We start from the raw sequence: 17753 nt of genomic DNA on the forward strand, positions 1-17753 counted from the left end.
AAACATATGTTCTATCATAAACCAAATCCGTACAATTTACTACTCGCCTTTCACAGCCGCTACTGTTTTCAAAGCCCTGTCAAAATCTTCATACACAGCATTGCCTATAACGATCACGTCCGCATGCTCTGCGTACTGCTTGGCCGTTTCCGCATCCTTGATGCCGCCGCCGTAAAACAAGGTGGACGTTTCCAATACAGCCTTCGTTTTCTTGACAGCTTCTATGTCTCCAAGCACGCCGCTGTATTCTAAATAAAAAATCGGCAGTTGCAGCAGCTCCGACACACGCGCATAGGCGACAATATCATCCATATTCAGATCGGCGTCCGCTTCAGTCAGTGCCGCGGCTTTGCAATCTGGATTTGCGATGCAGTAGCCCTCCGCCACGATTTCTTCCATAGACATCAGTTCTCCGTATTCCTTCATGGCTTTCTGGTGCATTCCGACAATCCAATCCGCGTTTTTGCTGTTTAATACACTCGGAATAAAATATAAGTCAAAGCCGGGAACGATCGCTTCAATCGCTGATACCTCAAGGACACACGGTACCAAAAACCGTCTTACCTTAGACATCATCCGCAGGACATTATCCTCTGTCACACCATCACTGCCTCCGATAATGACCGCATCCGTTCCTGATTCGCAAAGAATCTCCAGCTGTTCGTCAGGCAAATCTTTATTTGGATCGAGTTTAAAGACATGCTTCCACTCTGTTACATCGTACACGTCATACGTTCCTCCATTCGTTTGTTACCATTTAAACATTATAACAAATTCACATAGCGCGGAAAAACGGAAAAAGCCGTTAATCTCGTTATTCACTGAAAAAGGTGTTTTGATTCTATTTTCATAAAAAAAGAGAGCATATGGCAGTACCTGCATGGTGAGTCCTGTATCGGCAGGAGCACACATTTTTCACCAGATTCCTTCTGCTATTGTTTGGAAAGTGTTCTACTGTGGAAATGGTTACATAAAAAGGGAGGCTGAGAGATGGAAACCATCATAATAGCACTCATCGCATTTATCATTGGGATCATCGCTATCCCGATCGTCTTGTTTGCCTGGATCTACATAAAGGATGAAAAACAGCAGGAGCACTCAATTCTTCGCAACTATCCCGTCATCGGAAGGTTTCGGTATATCCTTGAAAAAATCGGGCCGGAGCTCAGACAGTATTTATACAGCAATGACAATGAAGAGCAGCCATTTTCACGAAAGGAATATGAGCAAACCGTCATCTCCGGCAAATACAAAAGCAGAATGATGGGCTTTGGATCTGTAAGAGATTTTGATAAACCTGGCTATTATATCCGTAACGCTATGTTTCCAAAACAAAGGGAAGAAATGCACGTAAATCAAACGCCAAAAATTGAAACCCAAATCTATAAAATGGATGCTGACAATCTATTCAAACGCAAGGAGCATGCCGAACATATCAAGGCAGACCCGTATTTTCTCCATCCTGATGATGTACAGGTGATTGGCGAGCATACATGCGAGAAGCCATTTTATGTGAAGGGCTTAGTCGGCCAGTCCGCCATGAGCTACGGTTCTCTTGGAGAACGGGCTGTTACGGCGCTCTCAAAAGGGCTCCATCAGGCAGGCGGCACCTGGATGAATACAGGTGAAGGAGGATTGTCTGAGTATCACTTAAAGGGCGGCGCCGATATCATTTGCCAAATCGGACCGGGCCTATTCGGCGTGCGCAAAAGAAACGGGGAATTTTCGTGGGAGGAATTTAAAAGAAAAAGCAGGATTGACCAGATTAAAGCGTTTGAGCTAAAGCTGGCACAAGGAGCGAAAACCCGCGGCGGCCATGTGGACGGCGCCAAAGTATCAGAGGAAGTGGCAGACATTCGGAATGTCGAACCTGGAAAGTCGATTGACAGCCCGAACCGCTTTTATGAATTCTCAAACCCTCCTGAAATGCTCGACTTTATTGAAAAACTTAGAGATGTCGGACAAAAGCCAGTCGGCATCAAACTGGTCGCAGGGCATTCTGAAGAATTGCATGAGCTTTTCTCTCATATGCAGAAAAGCGGAAAGCAGCCGGATTTTATCACGATCGACGGAAGTGAAGGCGGTACCGGAGCTTCCTTTTACGAGCTCGCGGATACAGTCGGTCTTCCGATTATGACAGCGCTGCCTATTGTTGACACGCTTCTTAAACAATACGGCTTGCGCAGCCAGCTGAAAATCTTTGCTTCCGGAAAGCTCCTGACTCCTGATAAAATCGCGGTCGCCTTAGCCCTCGGCGCTGACTTTGTCAACATCGCACGCGGCATGATGTTTTCCGTTGGCTGCATCCGCGCTCTCGTCTGCCACACCAACACCTGTCCGGCAGGTGTGGCGACGACAGATCCGAAATTGCAAAAAGCATTGAGCGTTGAGGAAAAACAGCATCGTGTCTGCAACTACGTCATTTCCCTGCGCGAGGGGCTATTTAACCTCGCAGCCGCAGCAGGGATTAATTCGCCGATTCACTTTTCCAAGGAGCATGTTGTCTATCGGAAAGAGGATGGCAGTATCATCGATATCGACAACCTGATCCATCAATTTGTTTCATAAAGAAACCGCCCTTGCCAGACGGCAGGGCGGTTGTTTATTATTTTGAAGAAGACTCAGTTTCAGTCTCCTTCACACGGTCAAGCGCCATTTCATAAGCGTCATTTCCGTAATTTAAGCAGCGTTTCACACGGGAAATCGTAGCCGTGGAAGCGCCTGTTTCTGTTTCAATCTTATGATACGTGTTTCCTTCGCGAAGCATGCGCGCCACTTCAAGGCGCTGAGCCAGCGATTGAATTTCGTTAATTGTGCATAGATCATCGAAGAATCGGTAACATTCCTCCAGGTCTTTCAGCGATAAGATCGAGTTAAATAACTGGTCCAGCTCTTTGCCGCGTAATTTATCGATTTGCATCGTTACACACCTTCTCCTTTACTAATGGAAGCCGCATCAAGATCAGGTACGATATTGATCCAAGTCTTTCCTGGCACAAACGGAAGCCACTTGCCGTCTTTTACCGGCACAATTCTGCCATTCACTTGTTTCCAGTCTGTTTCAATGACGTTTCCGTGCTGAAACAACAGACCTTTTCCCCCTGATTCCAAGTCGATGTCCCGCCTTCCATCTTGATCAATAATATGATGGCTGGCTTCAACAATGAAAATATTTTGCATTGCAACCGGCTTTCCGGTTTCCCGGTCTGTCGTTATGACACCATCAGAGCTTCTTGTATAAGATTCAGCTTTTTTATCATAGTTGTATTCGACAAGATTTGTAACGTTATTTGTTCCATAATCTACCCGAACATTGTAAGATTCATTTGCAGGTTTTGCATCTGATGTTTGAAACAGCAGCGGATTTGTTTCCTGCTTCAGCTTATAACCCTTTTGTTCTGCCGCCTTTTTTATGTAATCATAAGACGTATAGGAATTGTGGGGCGGTTTGCTGAAATCAGCTCTCCAAAATAAGCTTCCGTCAAAATCTAATCCGTTCATATAATCAGCAGCTCCGGATTCCAGCTGCTCTTTGGCGCCGGGACTCCAGCCGTGATGGACAAATATGCTGTCAAAGCCATTGCTGAGAGTGACGAAATATTCCCGCGCGCTCCGCACAGGTCCGACAGTTTCAGGCATCTGGCTTTGGAAAATGGCCAGAAATCTTGTGATTTGCCCTTCGGCTAGCGCTTCTATGACAATGTCGGCTTTAGACAGACCCGACTGCGGCCTCGCCTTCGGGTGATTGTTCACCACAACAGCAACAGGCCGGCGTTCAGTCACCTTCTGTTCAGTCTTTAGCCCCGTTAAAGGAGCTTTCAGCTTCTTTGCAGTATCCGGGACAGCATCCTTCTGCTGGCAGGATACCAGCAGAAAAAACACGAAACACAGCGCGCAAACTGTCATCCATTTTTTCATATGTCGGCTCCCTGCTCTTTTATATTTTAACGCATTATCGATGGAAAGAGTACAGTTTTTTTCATGACGTCGAAGATTCCTCTTGGCGTAATGCGTATATACGGAAGGTGCGTACTTTGCAAAAAGAGCAGCGTATAGATAGGATCGCAAAACTCATAGCCTCTTTCAGTCAAAAGATCTCTCAGCTTTTGTTCCTTCTCAAGCACGACTTCATATGCTTCCGAAGAGGCGCAGCCGCACAGCGCAAGCGGAATTTCATACAGAATTCTGCCATTTTCCGCCAGAACAATTCCTCCTCCGATTTCTTTCATGCGGGCGAAAGCGAGTAGCATATCCGCTTTATTTTTTCCAATCGCGACAATGTCGCCCGTCGTCGTAAAGGAGCTTACAAATCCCTGCACGCTTGAGGCAAACCCTTTTATCATCGTATTGACGCGCCATTTCCCGTGTCTGTCGAGCATCGTCAAATAACTTTCATCATGGTCAAACGAGAGCTGTTCCATCGAATTGTCGATCTCAATCATATATGGCTCCATAATAACCGCATTCCGCATTTTCACGCCCATCGGCATAGAAAACTGCAAGTCATCCATCGTCATATCATATGAAAGCTCAAGCGGGACAAGACCGCCTTTGTGCCAGTCCGTTTTTGTAAACGCCTTCAAATTACAGCCGTCTTCACGCAGAATGGTCCCTTTTGACAGAACAGTCACGGGATTCGGATTTAACGGATCTTCCAGTATGTTGAGCGATGCCAGTCTGCCCGGTCCGACAACTCCTAAATAATCATCCATTTGGTAATACTTTGCGATATTAAATGATGCCATATTGTAGGCGTCGATTGCAGGTACGCCTTCTTCTAAAGCGATGCGAATCAGCTCGTTTGTCATGCCGCCTTTATAGAAATTCGGGGTTGCGCCATCTGTCGTGTAAAAGAAGTGGTCATAATAGCGGAAGCCCTTCTCATGCAGCTCTTGCAAGATTTTTCTTACATCGGGGCGAATGGAAGAGTTCCGAAGGGAAACATAATAGCCCAGTTCCAGCCTTCTCATCACTTCATCACCTGTCATCGCTTCATGATCACAATCCGCACCGAACAGCTTCATTTTTGTAAGCGTTTTATCAGATGCGCCGGGAAAATGCCCTTCAATGCGTTTTCGCTGTTTCTTTGTAGCTTGCATGCAGTGGAGCATTAAATCATCACCATCTACCAAGCGAGGCCATCCGGTCATTTCTCCGCCTTGAATCACATCCGGATGTTCAATCCACTGTTTTCTGACGTCAAATGGAAGGACGTGGTCCTCGTTCAGAACCTCGGTCTGGAGATCATAGCGTGACCACCAAAAATACTGGACAGGCTGCTTTTTGAGTTCATTCAAAATCGTAAGCGCTTTCTTTTTTCCGCTTTGCAAAAGCAAGAATAAGTTATCGTTCACGAATGTCGTTGTTCCGTATTGAGACACATATTCCGCCAGTGTTTGGGGATTATATATTTGAAAAGGATGTGCGTGCGGTTCAATATAACCTGGCACAATGTATTTTCCTTCACAATCAATCGTATGAATTTCTTCGGCTCTATTCGGAAGTTCATGACCCACATAAACAATGCGGTCCTGATAAATCCAAATGTTTTTTTTCAGCCATTGTTTTACATATGGATTTAAGACGAGAGCATTCCGTAAAAGGAGCGTTGGAAGCAGCTTTGAGTCTACAACATCAACCTGTGCCCTGATGTCTTTGTTTTTCCAGTTAAAGGTGCGTTCGGACATTCACATACTCTCCTTTACATGTATTAGACTCATGGTATCACATCCTTCCTCATCACGCACGATAAAAACGTTACAAATTTTTGAAGGTTCGGTTAAAAAACTTTTTTAAGTAAAAGGAGCGGATTTCCTTGAAGCCAAACATCAGTCTCATCAATGCCGTGTTCAGAATCGCCTGCGGATTGACGATTATGTCAGCCGCCAGTGCAAAGTTTACGAAAAAACCTTGGTGCAGAATGCATCTCTTTTACATCTTTATGGGGGCCATGAAAGCGGGTTCGGGAATCTTGCGCTTCTGTCCTGTGACCTACATGTTTCAACACAGTGATTCTGGAAATAACGAGCATCAAAACGGATAAATGGAAAAGCTTGATCACAAAACGTGATCAAGCTTTTTTTTATGCCCACCCTTTGTTTTCATATAGAAATATCCTGCAGCTGCCAGCACTGCCGGATAAAGCAGTGCCCAGCCGCTGAATGAATAAATCACCGCGCACGCCGTAAATGCCCCGAGCGCCATCCACCAGCCTATATCTCTCCTGCCCAGCAGTTTCAGTGCTGCCGCCATTGTACATATGTAAGATGCGATAAAAGCCGCGCTCGGCCCTTTCAACAGAGTCGTCAAATCGATTTGAAACAGGCCATGCGCCGCAAGCACTAAGCCAAACACTGCGGCCATCGCTGTCAAAACGCGAATAGGCGTACGTTTTGTCGCACTGAGTTTTCCAAAATATACAGGAATGTGCCCCTCTCTCGCCAATGCATACACCATTCTTGAAAAACCAGCAATATTGGCATGGATGGTGGCGAATGTAATAAACAGCGCTAAACATACCGTAACATATACACCGCTTTCCCCTGCTCCTTTTGAGATGAGCATGGCAAGCGAGGCAATTTCTCCATTCTCTCCGTATGAATGAGTTCCCACCGTCACAAATGACAGCAAGATATACAGCCCCGCCACACAAGACGCTCCCAAAAACAAGCTGATTGGGACATCTTTTTCAGGGCGATGAAATTCCTCAGCCAATGGAGTAATCATTTCCCAGCCTACAAAAGAGAAAAAAATCATAACAGAAACAGATCCAGCAACAGACCAGCCATGCGGAAGAAACGGCTTGAATTCTGCTATCGTGACGTGTGGCAATGACACAGCAATAGAAGTGACAAGCAGAAATACGATGACACATATGACGAGTGTACTGATGTTTGCTGATAGTTGAATCCCTTTCATATGAAGCAAAATAGATATAGCCAGCATACAACCAGCAATCGATGTAACCTGCCAATCCGCCGCCTCTGTGACGTAACTGACGTAATGCGCGCCAGTCAAAGCGATGATGGGAACGCCGATCGGAACGGACCCTAACATGATCCAGCCCAAAATCGCTCCGGCTTTTTTTCGAAAGGCCAGCTGCACATAAGCAGTGATTCCTCCCGCACTAGGCGCAATTTTCACAAGCCGTGCCAGCGTGCCGACGAGAAGAAAAGATAAAAAAGACATGAATACCCAGACAAATAAAGAAGCCGGACCGGCCGTATCCGCGGTAACAGACGGCAAAATTAATATCCCGCATCCTAAAACCGCCCCAATCGTTAACGCCGTCCCTTGTATCCAAGTAATAGAGCGCTGTAATTCTGGCAACATGATGCCTCCTCTCTGATTGATGGCTTTATTATAGAAAAAATAAGACGGCATCCATATGCTACAATGAAGGTAAGTCAACAGCATTGCCTTATGATCAAAGGAATTTTCATTCATTCGCCTAAATATGTAAAGGAGCCGGACAAATGGACGATACAGACCTTCAGATTCTCTCGCATTTGCAGCGAAACGGCAGATTAACGATGGTTGAGCTGGGAAAGCTTGTCGGACTCAGTTCGCCAAGCGCGGCGGAGCGTGTCAGGAAGCTTGAAGACAAAGGAGTGATTACCGGCTACAGCGCGAATATCTGTTACGAAAAACTAAACAAGCATGTCACCGCTTTTATTCTCATGGAGCCAAAAAGCTGTAAGCACTACGCCGCCTTTGCAACATCGCATCCTGATGTAGCAGAAAATCACCGCATCACAGGGATGTACAGCTATGTGACAAAGGTCGTGACTGAATCGGTACATACGCTTGAGGATTTTATTGACGCCTCGATGGCCCATGGAAAACCAACCACACTCGTTGTGCTTTCTTCTTCCAGCTGCCATCCCGCTTTTTGATAACAAAAAAACCCGCAGCTAATCTGCGGGTTTTCCTCAGTTATTTTTGAGCAGCCTTTAAAGCGCGTGCCCCAATGTCTTTTCTGAAAAAGAGTCCCGGTTTGAAAATTTCATCAACCGCTTTGTACACTCGGTCTCTAGCCGCTTCAAACGATTCATCAAAAGCTGTCACATTGGCGACGCGCCCCCCGTTTGTAACGAACTCTCCGCCTTCTGCTTTCGTTCCGGCATGGAAGACCACGACCTGCTCAGTTTCCGCAGCAAGGCTGCCGATCGGCGTGCCTTTTGCGTAGCTTTCCGGATATCCTTCAGAAGCAAGCACCACACTAACAGCAGCGGTATCCTTCCATCTTAAGTCAACTTCCTTATCATCTAAAAGATCAAGAAGCACCTGTACCAGATCAGATTCCATGCGCGGAAGCACGACCTGTGTTTCCGGATCGCCGAAACGGGCATTAAATTCAATGACCTTCGAGCCGTTTTCAGTAAGCATCAATCCAGCGTACAAAACGCCAGTGAAGGAACGGCCTTCTTGTACCATTGCTTTTGCGGCCGGCTTCACGATCGTTTCTACAGCATGGCGAACCGTTTCTTCCGAAATTTGCGGAACTGGAGAGTAAGCGCCCATTCCGCCCGTATTCGGGCCTTTGTCTCCGTCAAACGCACGCTTGTGATCCTGGGCAATCACCATTGGATACACTTTTTCTCCTTTGACAAAGGCCATTAGAGAAAATTCTTCACCAGAAAGGTATTCTTCAATGACAACGGACGCGCTCGCATCACCGAACTTTTCATCCTCAAGAAAGTCATGCAGACATGCAATTGCTTCTTCCTCTGTCATAGCCACAGTAACGCCTTTTCCAGCTGCAAGTCCATCTGCTTTTATCACAATCGGAGCACCTTTTTCCTGTACATATGCCTTCGCCTCATCAAAGGATGTAAACGTGTCGTATTCTGCGGTCGGAATGTCGTATTTCTTCATTAAGTCCTTAGCGAACTGTTTGCTTCCTTCGATGATCGCCGCGGCTTTTGACGGGCCGAACACGCGCAGACCCGCTTTTTCGAATTCATCCACCAGACCTTCAATTAAAGGAACCTCAGGGCCGACAATGGTTAGGCCGACCTGGTTTTCTTTTGCAAACGAGACAAGCCCTGCGTGGTCGCTTTCCTCAATGTTTACAAGCTGTGCGGAAGCTTCCATGCCGTCATTTCCAGGAGCTGCAAATACATTCTCGACGAGGCTGCTTTGCGCTGCCTTCCACGCCAGCGTATGTTCTCTTCCGCCTTTACCGATAATTAATACATTCACGTCGTTTTCATCCCCTTAATGTTTGAAGTGTCTGATGCCGGTGAATACCATGGCAATGCCGTATTCATCCGCTTTTTTGATGGAATCCTCGTCACGCACAGATCCCCCCGGCTGAATGATAGCCGTAACGCCCGCTTTTGCCGCTTCTTCAACAGTATCCGGCATTGGGAAAAATGCATCAGATCCGAGCGCGCTGCCTTTCGCTTTTTCCCCTGCTTGCTCGATTGCGATTTTTGCCGATCCGACGCGGTTCATTTGGCCTGCTCCCACGCCGACTGTCATGTTGTCCTTTGCGAGAACGATCGCATTTGATTTCACATGCTTCACGACTTTCCAAGCAAGCTTCAAGTCTTCCCACTCTTGCTCATTCGGCTCTCTTTTTGTCGGGATGCTGATCTCCGCATCATCAAAGCCGTGCATATCTAAATCTTGAATCAGCAGCCCGCCTTGAACAGATGTCAGCTGTTTTTCTTTTTGAACAGCGGCGGATACGTCAAGCGTCAGCAGACGGAGATTTTTCTTCGCAGTCAGGACGTCGAGCGCTTCTTGGCTGAATGAAGGCGCAATGATGATTTCTAAGAAAATGTTGTGAAGCGCTTCGGCAGTTGTCTTGTCCACTTCACGGTTCAGCGCGATAATGCCGCCGAAGATAGATGTTTTATCCGCTTCAAACGCTCTGTCAAACGCTTCAGCGATCGTTTTTCCTGTTCCCACACCGCACGGATTCATATGCTTTACAGCAACAGCAGCAGGTTCAGTGAATTCACGAACGATTTGAACTGCCGCATCCGCGTCTTTAATGTTGTTGTAAGAAAGCTCTTTTCCGTGAAGCTGTTCTGCTTGCGCAATGGAGCCTTTGACAGGAAGAGCTGTTTGATAGAAAGTTGCTTCCTGATGCGGGTTTTCTCCATAGCGAAGCGATTGTTTTTTCTCAAATGTCACAGTGAATTGCTCTGGTTCTTTTTCACCGACAACATTTGTCAGATAGTCAGCGATCAGTGCATCATATGCCGCAGTATGACGGAATACCTTTGCCGCGAGCTCGCGTTTTTTCTGAAGAGATACGCTGCCTTCTTCTTTGATTTGATTCAGCACTGGGCTGTAATCGGCCGGATCGACGATAACCGTGACATCCTGATGGTTCTTTGATGCCGCACGCAGCATGCCAGGTCCGCCGATGTCGATATTTTCGATCGCTTCTTCATATGTGACGTCTTCCTTAGAAATCGTTTCTTTAAATGGATAGAGGTTGACGACAACGAGGTCAATCGGCTGAATCCCGTGTTCATTGATCTGCGCCATATGCTCTTCATTGCCGCGAACCGCCAGAAGGCCGCCGTGAATATTCGGGTGAAGGGTTTTTAACCGGCCGTCCATAATTTCAGGGAAGCCTGTCACTTCCGAAATTCCGATCACATCCACACCGTTTTCTTGAAGAAGCTTTTTCGTTCCGCCTGTGGAGATGACTTCAACGCCAAGCTCTGTCAGTTCTTTTACGAAAGGAACGAGATTTGTTTTATCTGAAACACTGATTAACGCACGTTTAATGGTCATGCCTTTTCACCTCTGTTATTTAATCCTAATAGCTGTTTAATCACACTCGGATACCATTTATGCTCAAGCTTGTGAATCCGCTGTTCGATTGTTTCCAATGTATCATGTTCATCAATTTCGATTGCCTTTTGAGCGATGATCGGACCTGTATCCATTCCTTCATCGACATAATGCACGGTGATTCCGGCCACCTTCACACCCGCCCGGTATGCCTGTCCGACTGCGTCGATTCCAGGAAACGCCGGAAGAAGCGACGGGTGAATGTTAATGATTTTTCCTCCATATGCTTGAAGGAGCGTATCACCGATCAGCCTCATATAGCCGGCAAGAACAATCAATTCAACCTCGTGAAGACGAAGCTGTTCAATAATGGCTTTTTCAAATGCAGCCTTGTTTTCATAAGACTTCGGCTCAAATGCAAAGGATGGAATGTGGAATGCTTCCGCCCGTTCGATGACTTTCGCCTGCGGTTTGTCGCAAACGAGGAGCGCTGCTGACGCATCCCAGTTCTCCTCCTTCAAACGCGTGACGATGGCTTCGAAGTTTGAACCGTTTCCTGATGCAAATACCGCAAACTTTTTCATGAAAGTGCCGCACCGCCGAATGTGACGCCTTCACCTTTTTTCACACGCCCGATTAAATAGGCTTTTTCGCCATGGCTTTCAAGCGTTCCGATCACATCTGTCAGATGCTCTTCTTTGACAGCCAAAACAAAACCGATACCCATATTAAAGACGTTGAACATGTCTTCTTCCTTTAGCTGGCCGTACTCTTGCAAGAAAGAAAAAATCGGCGGGATCGGCCATGAGCCATGATCAATTTCCGCACTTAAGCCTTCCGGAAGCATACGCGGAATATTTTCAATAAATCCTCCGCCTGTCACGTGCGCCATGCCGTCGATTTTTCCGCTTTTGACCGCGGCAAGCACAGGCTTCACGTAAATCCTCGTCGGTTCAAGCAATTCCTCGCCAAGCGGGCGTTCAAACGGCTCATATGTTGTATCAAGGTCCAGCTCCGCATCATCCAGAAGCACTTTTCTGACAAGGGAAAAGCCGTTGCTGTGAAGGCCGCTGGAGCTGAGGCCGATCAACAGATGGCCCTCTTCGATGTTTTCTCCAGTCACGATTTCGTCCTTTTCTGCCACTCCGACTGAGAAACCGGCAATATCGTATTCATCAGCTGTATAGAGTCCTGGCATTTCAGCCGTTTCACCGCCGACTAAGGCTGAACCTGACTGCTCACAGCCTTCCGCAACACCTTGTACAATCTGTTCAATTTTCACTGGGTCCGCTTTGCCGACCGCTAAATAATCGAGGAAAAACAGCGGCTCTGCACCTTGTGCCAGCACGTCATTGACACACATTGCAACAGCGTCCACGCCAATCGTGTCATGCTTATCCATAGAAAAAGCGAGCTTTAATTTTGTGCCGACACCGTCCGTTCCCGAAATGAGAACTGGTTTTTGATAAGAAAGCTCAGACAGGTCAAACATGCCGCCAAAACCGCCAAGGCTGCCCATAACGCCAAGCCGTTTCGTGCGCTCCACGTGTTTTTTCATTCGTTTTACAGCTTCATATCCGGCTTCGATGTCAACTCCTGCGTTTTTATATGCTTCAGACATCCTATTCACTCCTTTAAGGCGCTTTTCAAAATATCTCCCCGAAAGAGGGCAGAAAGAGAAAGGCAGCCGAACTGCGCTGCCTTTATGTCATTTTCAAGTTTTATTTGGTTAATACTGCTTCTTTTACGTGAGGAAGCACTGTATCCTGGTAAATTTCAGTCGGATATTTTCCTGTAAAGCAAGCGAGACACTGTCCGCAATTCGAGTCATCGTATTTTCTGCCGATGCCTTTCAGCAGCCCTTCCACACTCAAAAATGAGAGGGTATCGGCTCCGATTTCCTGACGGATTTCTTCAACAGAATGCGAAGACGCGATTAATTCTTCATGTGTGGAAGTATCAATGCCGTAAAAGCACGGATGAGCGATCGGCGGTGAACTGATTTTCACATGCACCTCTGTCGCACCCGCTTCTCTAAGCATCGTGACAATCCGGCGGCTAGTTGTTCCGCGTACGATAGAGTCATCCACCATCACGACGCGTTTGCCTTCTACAACCCCGCGCACCGCAGACAGCTTCATTCTGACGCCTTGCTCACGCAGAGCCTGGGACGGCTGAATAAACGTTCTGCCAACATAGCGGTTTTTGATTAAACCGAGCTCATACGGAATGCCTGTTGCCTCTGCATAGCCGATCGCCGCAGAAATACTGGAATCCGGAACCCCGGTTACGACGTCAGCTTCAACTGCGGATTCCTGAGCCAGCATTTTTCCAAGGTTTTTACGGGCACTGTGTACGTTAATACCGTCAATATTGCTGTCTGGTCTGGAGAAATAAATGTACTCCATGCTGCAAATGGAACGATTGATATTCATGGAAAAACGCTCTGATTTCATGCCTTCATCATTAATGATCAGCATTTCTCCCGGCTCTACCTCGCGAAGGTACGTTGCGCCGACGACGTCAAATGCGCATGTTTCTGATGCGACCACATAAGCGTCGCCCATCATGCCGATGGATAGCGGTCTCAGCCCGTTCGGATCAAGTGCGACAATCATTTCTGTTTCGGTCATGATCAGGAACGCGTAGGCGCCTTTCAGCATAGAAAGCGAGTTTTTAATTTGATCCTTCAGCGTGAAGTGTCCGCTTCTTTTGATCAGGTGAGCCAAAACCTCTGTATCCGAAGAGGTTTGAAAGATGCTCCCTTGATTTTCAAGCTGCTGCTTCAGCTGAGTGGCGTTGACAAGATTTCCGTTATGAGCAAGCGCCAGGCTGCCGTTGTTTTGGGAACGGAAGAGGAGCGGCTGAACATTTTCGTATCCGCCGCCTCCAGCCGTTGCGTACCGAACGTGCCCGATAGCGCCTTTTCCCTTTACTTTGCTGAGTTCGCCGTTTTGAAATACTTCAGTGATCAGACCTTGGCCTTTGTGAGCCGTCAGCTTTTCACCGTCAGTCGCTACGATGCCCGCACCCTCCTGTCCTCTGTGCTGAAGGCTGTGGAGACCGTAATACGTGATCTGCGGGGCTTCTTCATGTCCCCAAATCCCAAAAACGCCGCATTCTTCATTTAAGCCTTTGATTTCAGCAAGCATGGGATAGCTCCTTTCCATACGCGTTCAAGCTCTTTCGTTTGCGCATGAATCATTTGTTGTCCATCTTGGTTTTGAACCGCCAGAATTCCGTCAGCCGTTACCTCACCAATATGAACCGCATCTTTGACAGTTGCTTCAAACGCAGCTTGATGTTCTTTTTTCACTGAAACGACGAAGCGGGATTGAGATTCAGAGAATAATAATGCCGCTTCCCCTTCTACAGTCACATTAGCGCCAAGGTTTTCCGTCGTCATGACACTTTCCGCAATCGCTACGCCTAAGCCGCCTTCAGACACATCATGCGCAGATTGAACGAAGCCTTTTTTAATCACGTCAAGCAGTGCTTTTTGACGAGACAGCTCGACATCAAGATCGATTTGCGGCGCTTTGCCGTAAATACGGCCTTCTGTCATTTTTTGCAGCTCGCTTCCGGCAAACTCTGGTTTTGTTTCACCGATCACATATACGAGATCTCCCGCTTGTTTGAAATGCTGTGTTGTAATGTGTGCTGTATCTTCAATTAAGCCAACCATGCCGATAACTGGTGTCGGATAGATCGCCGTGCCGTTTGATTCGTTATAAAGCGATACGTTACCGCCGATAACCGGTGTGCTGAGAACATTGCACGCTTCGCTTATGCCGTCTGCCGCTTTTTCGATCTGCCAGAAGATTTCCGGCTTCTCCGGGTTTCCGAAGTTAAGGTTATCTGTGACCGCAAGCGGTTCTGCGCCTGAGCAAATGATGTTGCGCGCTGCTTCAGCGACAGCAATTTTCCCTCCGACTTCAGGATCAAGATAGAGATAACGCGCGTTACAGTCTGTCGTCATCGCCAGCGCCTTTTTCGTTCCGCGGATTCTGAGAACACCAGCATCAGACCCAGGAGCGACAACTGTATTCGTGCGCACCATGTAGTCATACTGATCATACACCCACTCTTTACTCGCGATCGTCGGCTGCTGAAGAAGGGCCTTCAGCGTTTCATTCGCATCTTCAATTTGCGGAGCCGGAACGTCCGTTTCCAAAAACTCGCGATAATAAGCAGGCTCTTGAGAAGGCTTATGGTAAACCGGTGCTTCTTCTGCCAAGGCATCAACAGGCAGCTCGCACACAACCTCTCCTTTGTGTGTCAGGCGAAGCATTTTATCATCTGTCACATGTCCGACAGAAACCGCTTCAAGATCATACTTGTCAAAAATATCGATGATTTCCTGCTCACGTCCGCGCTCAATAACCAAAAGCATCCGTTCTTGTGATTCAGAAAGCATCATTTCATACGCGGTCATGCCTGTTTCTCGCTGAGGAATCAGGTCAAGGTTCATTTCAATGCCAGAACCGGCTTTACTTGCCATTTCTGCACTTGAGCTTGTTAAACCGGCAGCTCCCATATCCTGAATGCCGACTAAGGCGTCGCATTGGATGACTTCCAGACATGCTTCAAGCAAAAGCTTCTCCATAAACGGATCGCCGACTTGGACAGCAGAACGCTTTTCTTCAGACGAGTCTGACATTTCTTCAGAAGCAAACGTAGCGCCGTGGATGCCGTCACGCCCTGTTTTCGCTCCTACGTACATTACTGTGTTGCCGACACCCTTCGCCTGGCCTTTTTTGATGTCTTCATGGTTGATTAAACCGACGCACATGGCGTTGACGAGCGGATTTCCTTCATAGCTGCTGTCAAACTGCACCTCTCCGCCGACTGTCGGGATACCGATACAGTTGCCGTATCCGGCGATACCCGCTACTACTTCTTCAAACAAGTACTTCACGCGTGGTGAAGTCAGTTCACCAAATCGAAGAGAGTTCAATACAGCGATTGGGCGTGCACCCATTGAGAATACATCACGGATAATTCCGCCTACGCCAGTCGCAGCGCCTTGGTAAGGCTCGAGAGCTGATGGGTGGTTATGGGATTCAATTTTGAACACAACCGCTTGGTTATCACCGATATCAACGATTCCGGCGCCTTCCCCCGGCCCCTGCAGCACACGCTCACCGCTTGTCGGGAATTTACGCAGAATCGGCTTTGAGTTTTTATAGCTGCAATGCTCAGACCACATGACAGAAAAAATTCCGATTTCTGTGTAGTTCGGCAATCTTCCAAGAATGGATTCTATCAATGCAAACTCATCATCACTGACACCCATTTGCTGATACAGTTTCTCTTCTTTTATTTGTTCTTTACTTGGTTCAAGCAGTAGTGACATGAGTTTCCCTCCAATTTTTCACGATAGACTGGAACAATTTAAGACCGTCGGCGCTTCCAAGCAGTTCATCGACCGCGCGCTCAGGGTGAGGCATCATGCCTAATACATTGCCTTTCTCATTCACGACACCGGCAATGTCGCTGACACTTCCATTAATATTAGAGCCGTATGTGAAAGCAATTTGATTGTTTTCCTTTAATGTAGCAAGCGTCTCGTCATCACAGTAGAAATTCCCTTCACCATGGGCAACCGGGATTGTAATCGATTCTCCCTTTTCGTAGGAAGCTGTGAATAAGGTTTCGTCGTTCTGAACAATCAATTCAACCGGACGGCAAATAAACTTCAGATCTTTGTTGCGTCTCATTGCGCCTGGCAGCAGCCCAAGCTCCTGTAAAATCTGGAATCCGTTACAGACGCCAAGAACAGGTTTTCCTTCAGCCGCTGCTTGTTTGACAGCTGGCATAATATTCGCAAATCGGGCGATGGCGCCGCATCTTAAGTAATCGCCGTAAGAAAATCCTCCCGGAATTAACACGCCGTCGAAGCCGTCAAGACTTGTTTCCTCATGCCAGACGTATTCCACTTCATGGCCGAGCTCATCCTTTACAGCATGATACATATCGATATCACAGTTGGAGCCGGGTAACACAATCACCGCAAATTTCACTGTGCGACTACCTCCTCAACCTCGTATCTGTAATCTTCAATCACTGTGTTCGCAAGAAGTTTTTCGCACATTTCTTTCACTAGCACGTCAAGATCACGGTCAGATTTTTCAATGGTAAGCTCCATGTATTTCCCGATGCGCACATCTTGAACTTCGTTATAAGTCATACTGTGCAAGGCATGCTGGACAGCGCTCCCTTGTGGATCTAGTACACTTTCTTTTAAGCTGACATAAACTTTTACTTTATACATGATGAATGCCTCCCAGTCTTTTGAAAATCTCTTCGTATGCGTCGGTTAAGCTCCCCAGATTGCGTCTGAATAAATCTTTATCCAGCTTTTCGTTCGTTTCTTTATCCCACAAGCGGCATGTGTCAGGAGAAATTTCATCCGCCAAAAGCACTTGCCCTTCTGCATCTAAACCGAATTCAAGCTTGAAATCTATTAATCTGACATGACAATCGTCGAAGATACTTTGAAGCTCTTCATTTACTATTTTTGTAATGGACTTAATGGTTTCTACCTGCTCAGGAGTCGCCGCTTTCAAAAGCCAAATATGATCTTCTGTGATGAGCGGATCACCCAGCGCGTCATCCTTGTAGTAAAACTCGATAATCGGCTGCTCAAGCTCCGTGCCTTCTGGAATGCCGAGACGTTTGGACATGCTTCCTGCCACAACATTTCTGACCACGACTTCAAGCGGCACGATCGTTACCTTTTTAATGAGCTGTTCTGTTTCAGAAATGCGCTCGATAAAGTGATTGTTAATGCCCTTTGTATGAAGATGTTTGAAAATCAAGCTTGAAATCTCGTTATTTAAGCGCCCTTTCCCGCTGATTTCTGCTTTTTTCTCGCCGTTAAAGGCAGTGGCGGAGTCTTTATACACGACATACAGCGTGTTTTCGTCATCGGTTTTGTAGATCTTTTTTGCTTTTCCTTCGTATAAAAGTTCATTCTTCACAATATTCACGGA

At 47.0% G+C, this 17753-nt stretch carries 17 protein-coding genes; 3 read left to right on the top strand and 14 right to left on the bottom strand.

The annotated features are described in order from the left end of the window. Nucleotides 1-39: 39 nt before the first annotated feature. The gene (pcrB, locus tag FB592_RS17480) at nucleotides 40-726 is read right to left on the bottom strand and encodes a heptaprenylglyceryl phosphate synthase (RefSeq protein WP_070548660.1); all 687 of its coding nucleotides are present in this window, start codon (nucleotides 724-726) and stop codon (nucleotides 40-42) included. A gap of 264 nt (nucleotides 727-990) precedes the next feature. Here pcrB and FB592_RS17485 point away from each other — a divergent pair, with 264 nt between their 5' ends. Then, nucleotides 991-2568: an FMN-binding glutamate synthase family protein gene (locus tag FB592_RS17485; protein WP_141949872.1), complete on the top strand. Its 1578-nt coding sequence runs from the start codon at nucleotides 991-993 to the stop codon at nucleotides 2566-2568. A 37-nt stretch (nucleotides 2569-2605) separates the two neighbouring features. Here the strand turns inward: FB592_RS17485 and FB592_RS17490 are convergent, their stop codons facing one another. Genes FB592_RS17490 through FB592_RS17500 form a run of 3 tightly spaced genes read right to left on the bottom strand, consistent with a single transcriptional unit; the run spans nucleotide 2606 to nucleotide 5687 of the window. Further along, nucleotides 2606-2920: a YerC/YecD family TrpR-related protein gene (locus FB592_RS17490; protein ID WP_003219429.1), complete on the bottom strand. Its 315-nt coding sequence runs from the start codon at nucleotides 2918-2920 to the stop codon at nucleotides 2606-2608. A gap of 2 nt (nucleotides 2921-2922) precedes the next feature. Continuing rightward, the gene (locus FB592_RS17495; RefSeq protein WP_015715446.1) at nucleotides 2923-3918 is read right to left on the bottom strand and encodes a DUF3048 domain-containing protein; all 996 of its coding nucleotides are present in this window, start codon (nucleotides 3916-3918) and stop codon (nucleotides 2923-2925) included. Between the two features lie 26 nt (nucleotides 3919-3944). Next, nucleotides 3945-5687 carry an adenine deaminase gene (locus FB592_RS17500; RefSeq protein WP_141949874.1) on the bottom strand — a complete coding sequence of 581 codons (1743 nt, stop codon included), beginning with the start codon at nucleotides 5685-5687 and terminating at the stop codon, nucleotides 3945-3947. Nucleotides 5688-5815: 128 nt separating this feature from the next. Here FB592_RS17500 and FB592_RS17505 point away from each other — a divergent pair, with 128 nt between their 5' ends. Continuing rightward, entirely contained in the window at nucleotides 5816-6043 is a 228-nt protein-coding gene (locus FB592_RS17505) for a YgaP family membrane protein (RefSeq protein WP_003233931.1), read from the top strand. A gap of 14 nt (nucleotides 6044-6057) precedes the next feature. Here FB592_RS17505 and FB592_RS17510 read toward each other — a convergent pair whose 3' ends face one another. After that, nucleotides 6058-7332 carry an APC family permease gene (locus FB592_RS17510; protein ID WP_141949876.1) on the bottom strand — a complete coding sequence of 425 codons (1275 nt, stop codon included), beginning with the start codon at nucleotides 7330-7332 and terminating at the stop codon, nucleotides 6058-6060. 143 nt (nucleotides 7333-7475) lie between these two features. Between FB592_RS17510 and FB592_RS17515 the strand changes: the two genes are divergently transcribed. Next, nucleotides 7476-7895 carry an Lrp/AsnC family transcriptional regulator gene (locus FB592_RS17515; protein ID WP_015252648.1) on the top strand — a complete coding sequence of 140 codons (420 nt, stop codon included), beginning with the start codon at nucleotides 7476-7478 and terminating at the stop codon, nucleotides 7893-7895. 40 nt (nucleotides 7896-7935) lie between these two features. Here FB592_RS17515 and purD read toward each other — a convergent pair whose 3' ends face one another. The 9 genes from purD to purC form a co-directional block, all read right to left on the bottom strand. Continuing rightward, the gene (purD, locus tag FB592_RS17520) at nucleotides 7936-9204 is read right to left on the bottom strand and encodes a phosphoribosylamine--glycine ligase (protein WP_041851230.1); all 1269 of its coding nucleotides are present in this window, start codon (nucleotides 9202-9204) and stop codon (nucleotides 7936-7938) included. Nucleotides 9205-9219: 15 nt separating this feature from the next. Further along, on the bottom strand, nucleotides 9220-10758 hold the full coding sequence (gene purH / locus FB592_RS17525; RefSeq protein WP_003233940.1) for a bifunctional phosphoribosylaminoimidazolecarboxamide formyltransferase/IMP cyclohydrolase: 1539 nt from the start codon (nucleotides 10756-10758) through the stop codon (nucleotides 9220-9222). Beyond that, the gene (gene purN, locus FB592_RS17530; RefSeq protein WP_021481301.1) at nucleotides 10755-11342 is read right to left on the bottom strand and encodes a phosphoribosylglycinamide formyltransferase; all 588 of its coding nucleotides are present in this window, start codon (nucleotides 11340-11342) and stop codon (nucleotides 10755-10757) included. The genes purH and purN overlap by 4 nt, the downstream gene beginning before the upstream one ends. Beyond that, nucleotides 11339-12379 carry a phosphoribosylformylglycinamidine cyclo-ligase gene (gene purM, locus FB592_RS17535; RefSeq protein WP_021481302.1) on the bottom strand — a complete coding sequence of 347 codons (1041 nt, stop codon included), beginning with the start codon at nucleotides 12377-12379 and terminating at the stop codon, nucleotides 11339-11341. The genes purN and purM overlap by 4 nt, the downstream gene beginning before the upstream one ends. 100 nt (nucleotides 12380-12479) lie before the next feature. Continuing rightward, the gene (gene purF, locus FB592_RS17540) at nucleotides 12480-13910 is read right to left on the bottom strand and encodes an amidophosphoribosyltransferase (protein ID WP_003233947.1); all 1431 of its coding nucleotides are present in this window, start codon (nucleotides 13908-13910) and stop codon (nucleotides 12480-12482) included. After that, nucleotides 13886-16114 carry a phosphoribosylformylglycinamidine synthase subunit PurL gene (gene purL, locus FB592_RS17545; protein ID WP_141949879.1) on the bottom strand — a complete coding sequence of 743 codons (2229 nt, stop codon included), beginning with the start codon at nucleotides 16112-16114 and terminating at the stop codon, nucleotides 13886-13888. The genes purF and purL overlap by 25 nt, the downstream gene beginning before the upstream one ends. Continuing rightward, complete coding sequence (gene purQ, locus FB592_RS17550) at nucleotides 16098-16781, bottom strand: phosphoribosylformylglycinamidine synthase subunit PurQ (RefSeq protein ID WP_003243954.1); 684 nt, start codon at nucleotides 16779-16781, stop codon at nucleotides 16098-16100. The genes purL and purQ overlap by 17 nt, the downstream gene beginning before the upstream one ends. Then, entirely contained in the window at nucleotides 16778-17032 is a 255-nt protein-coding gene (gene purS, locus FB592_RS17555) for a phosphoribosylformylglycinamidine synthase subunit PurS (protein ID WP_003219409.1), read from the bottom strand. The genes purQ and purS overlap by 4 nt, the downstream gene beginning before the upstream one ends. Continuing rightward, nucleotides 17025-17750 carry a phosphoribosylaminoimidazolesuccinocarboxamide synthase gene (gene purC / locus FB592_RS17560; RefSeq protein ID WP_141949882.1) on the bottom strand — a complete coding sequence of 242 codons (726 nt, stop codon included), beginning with the start codon at nucleotides 17748-17750 and terminating at the stop codon, nucleotides 17025-17027. Before purC ends, purS begins: the two co-directional genes overlap by 8 nt. Nucleotides 17751-17753: the final 3 nt, after the last annotated feature.

This window comes from Bacillus sp. SJZ110 (genome assembly GCF_006715455.1).
GTDB lineage: Bacteria > Bacillota > Bacilli > Bacillales > Bacillaceae > Bacillus > Bacillus subtilis.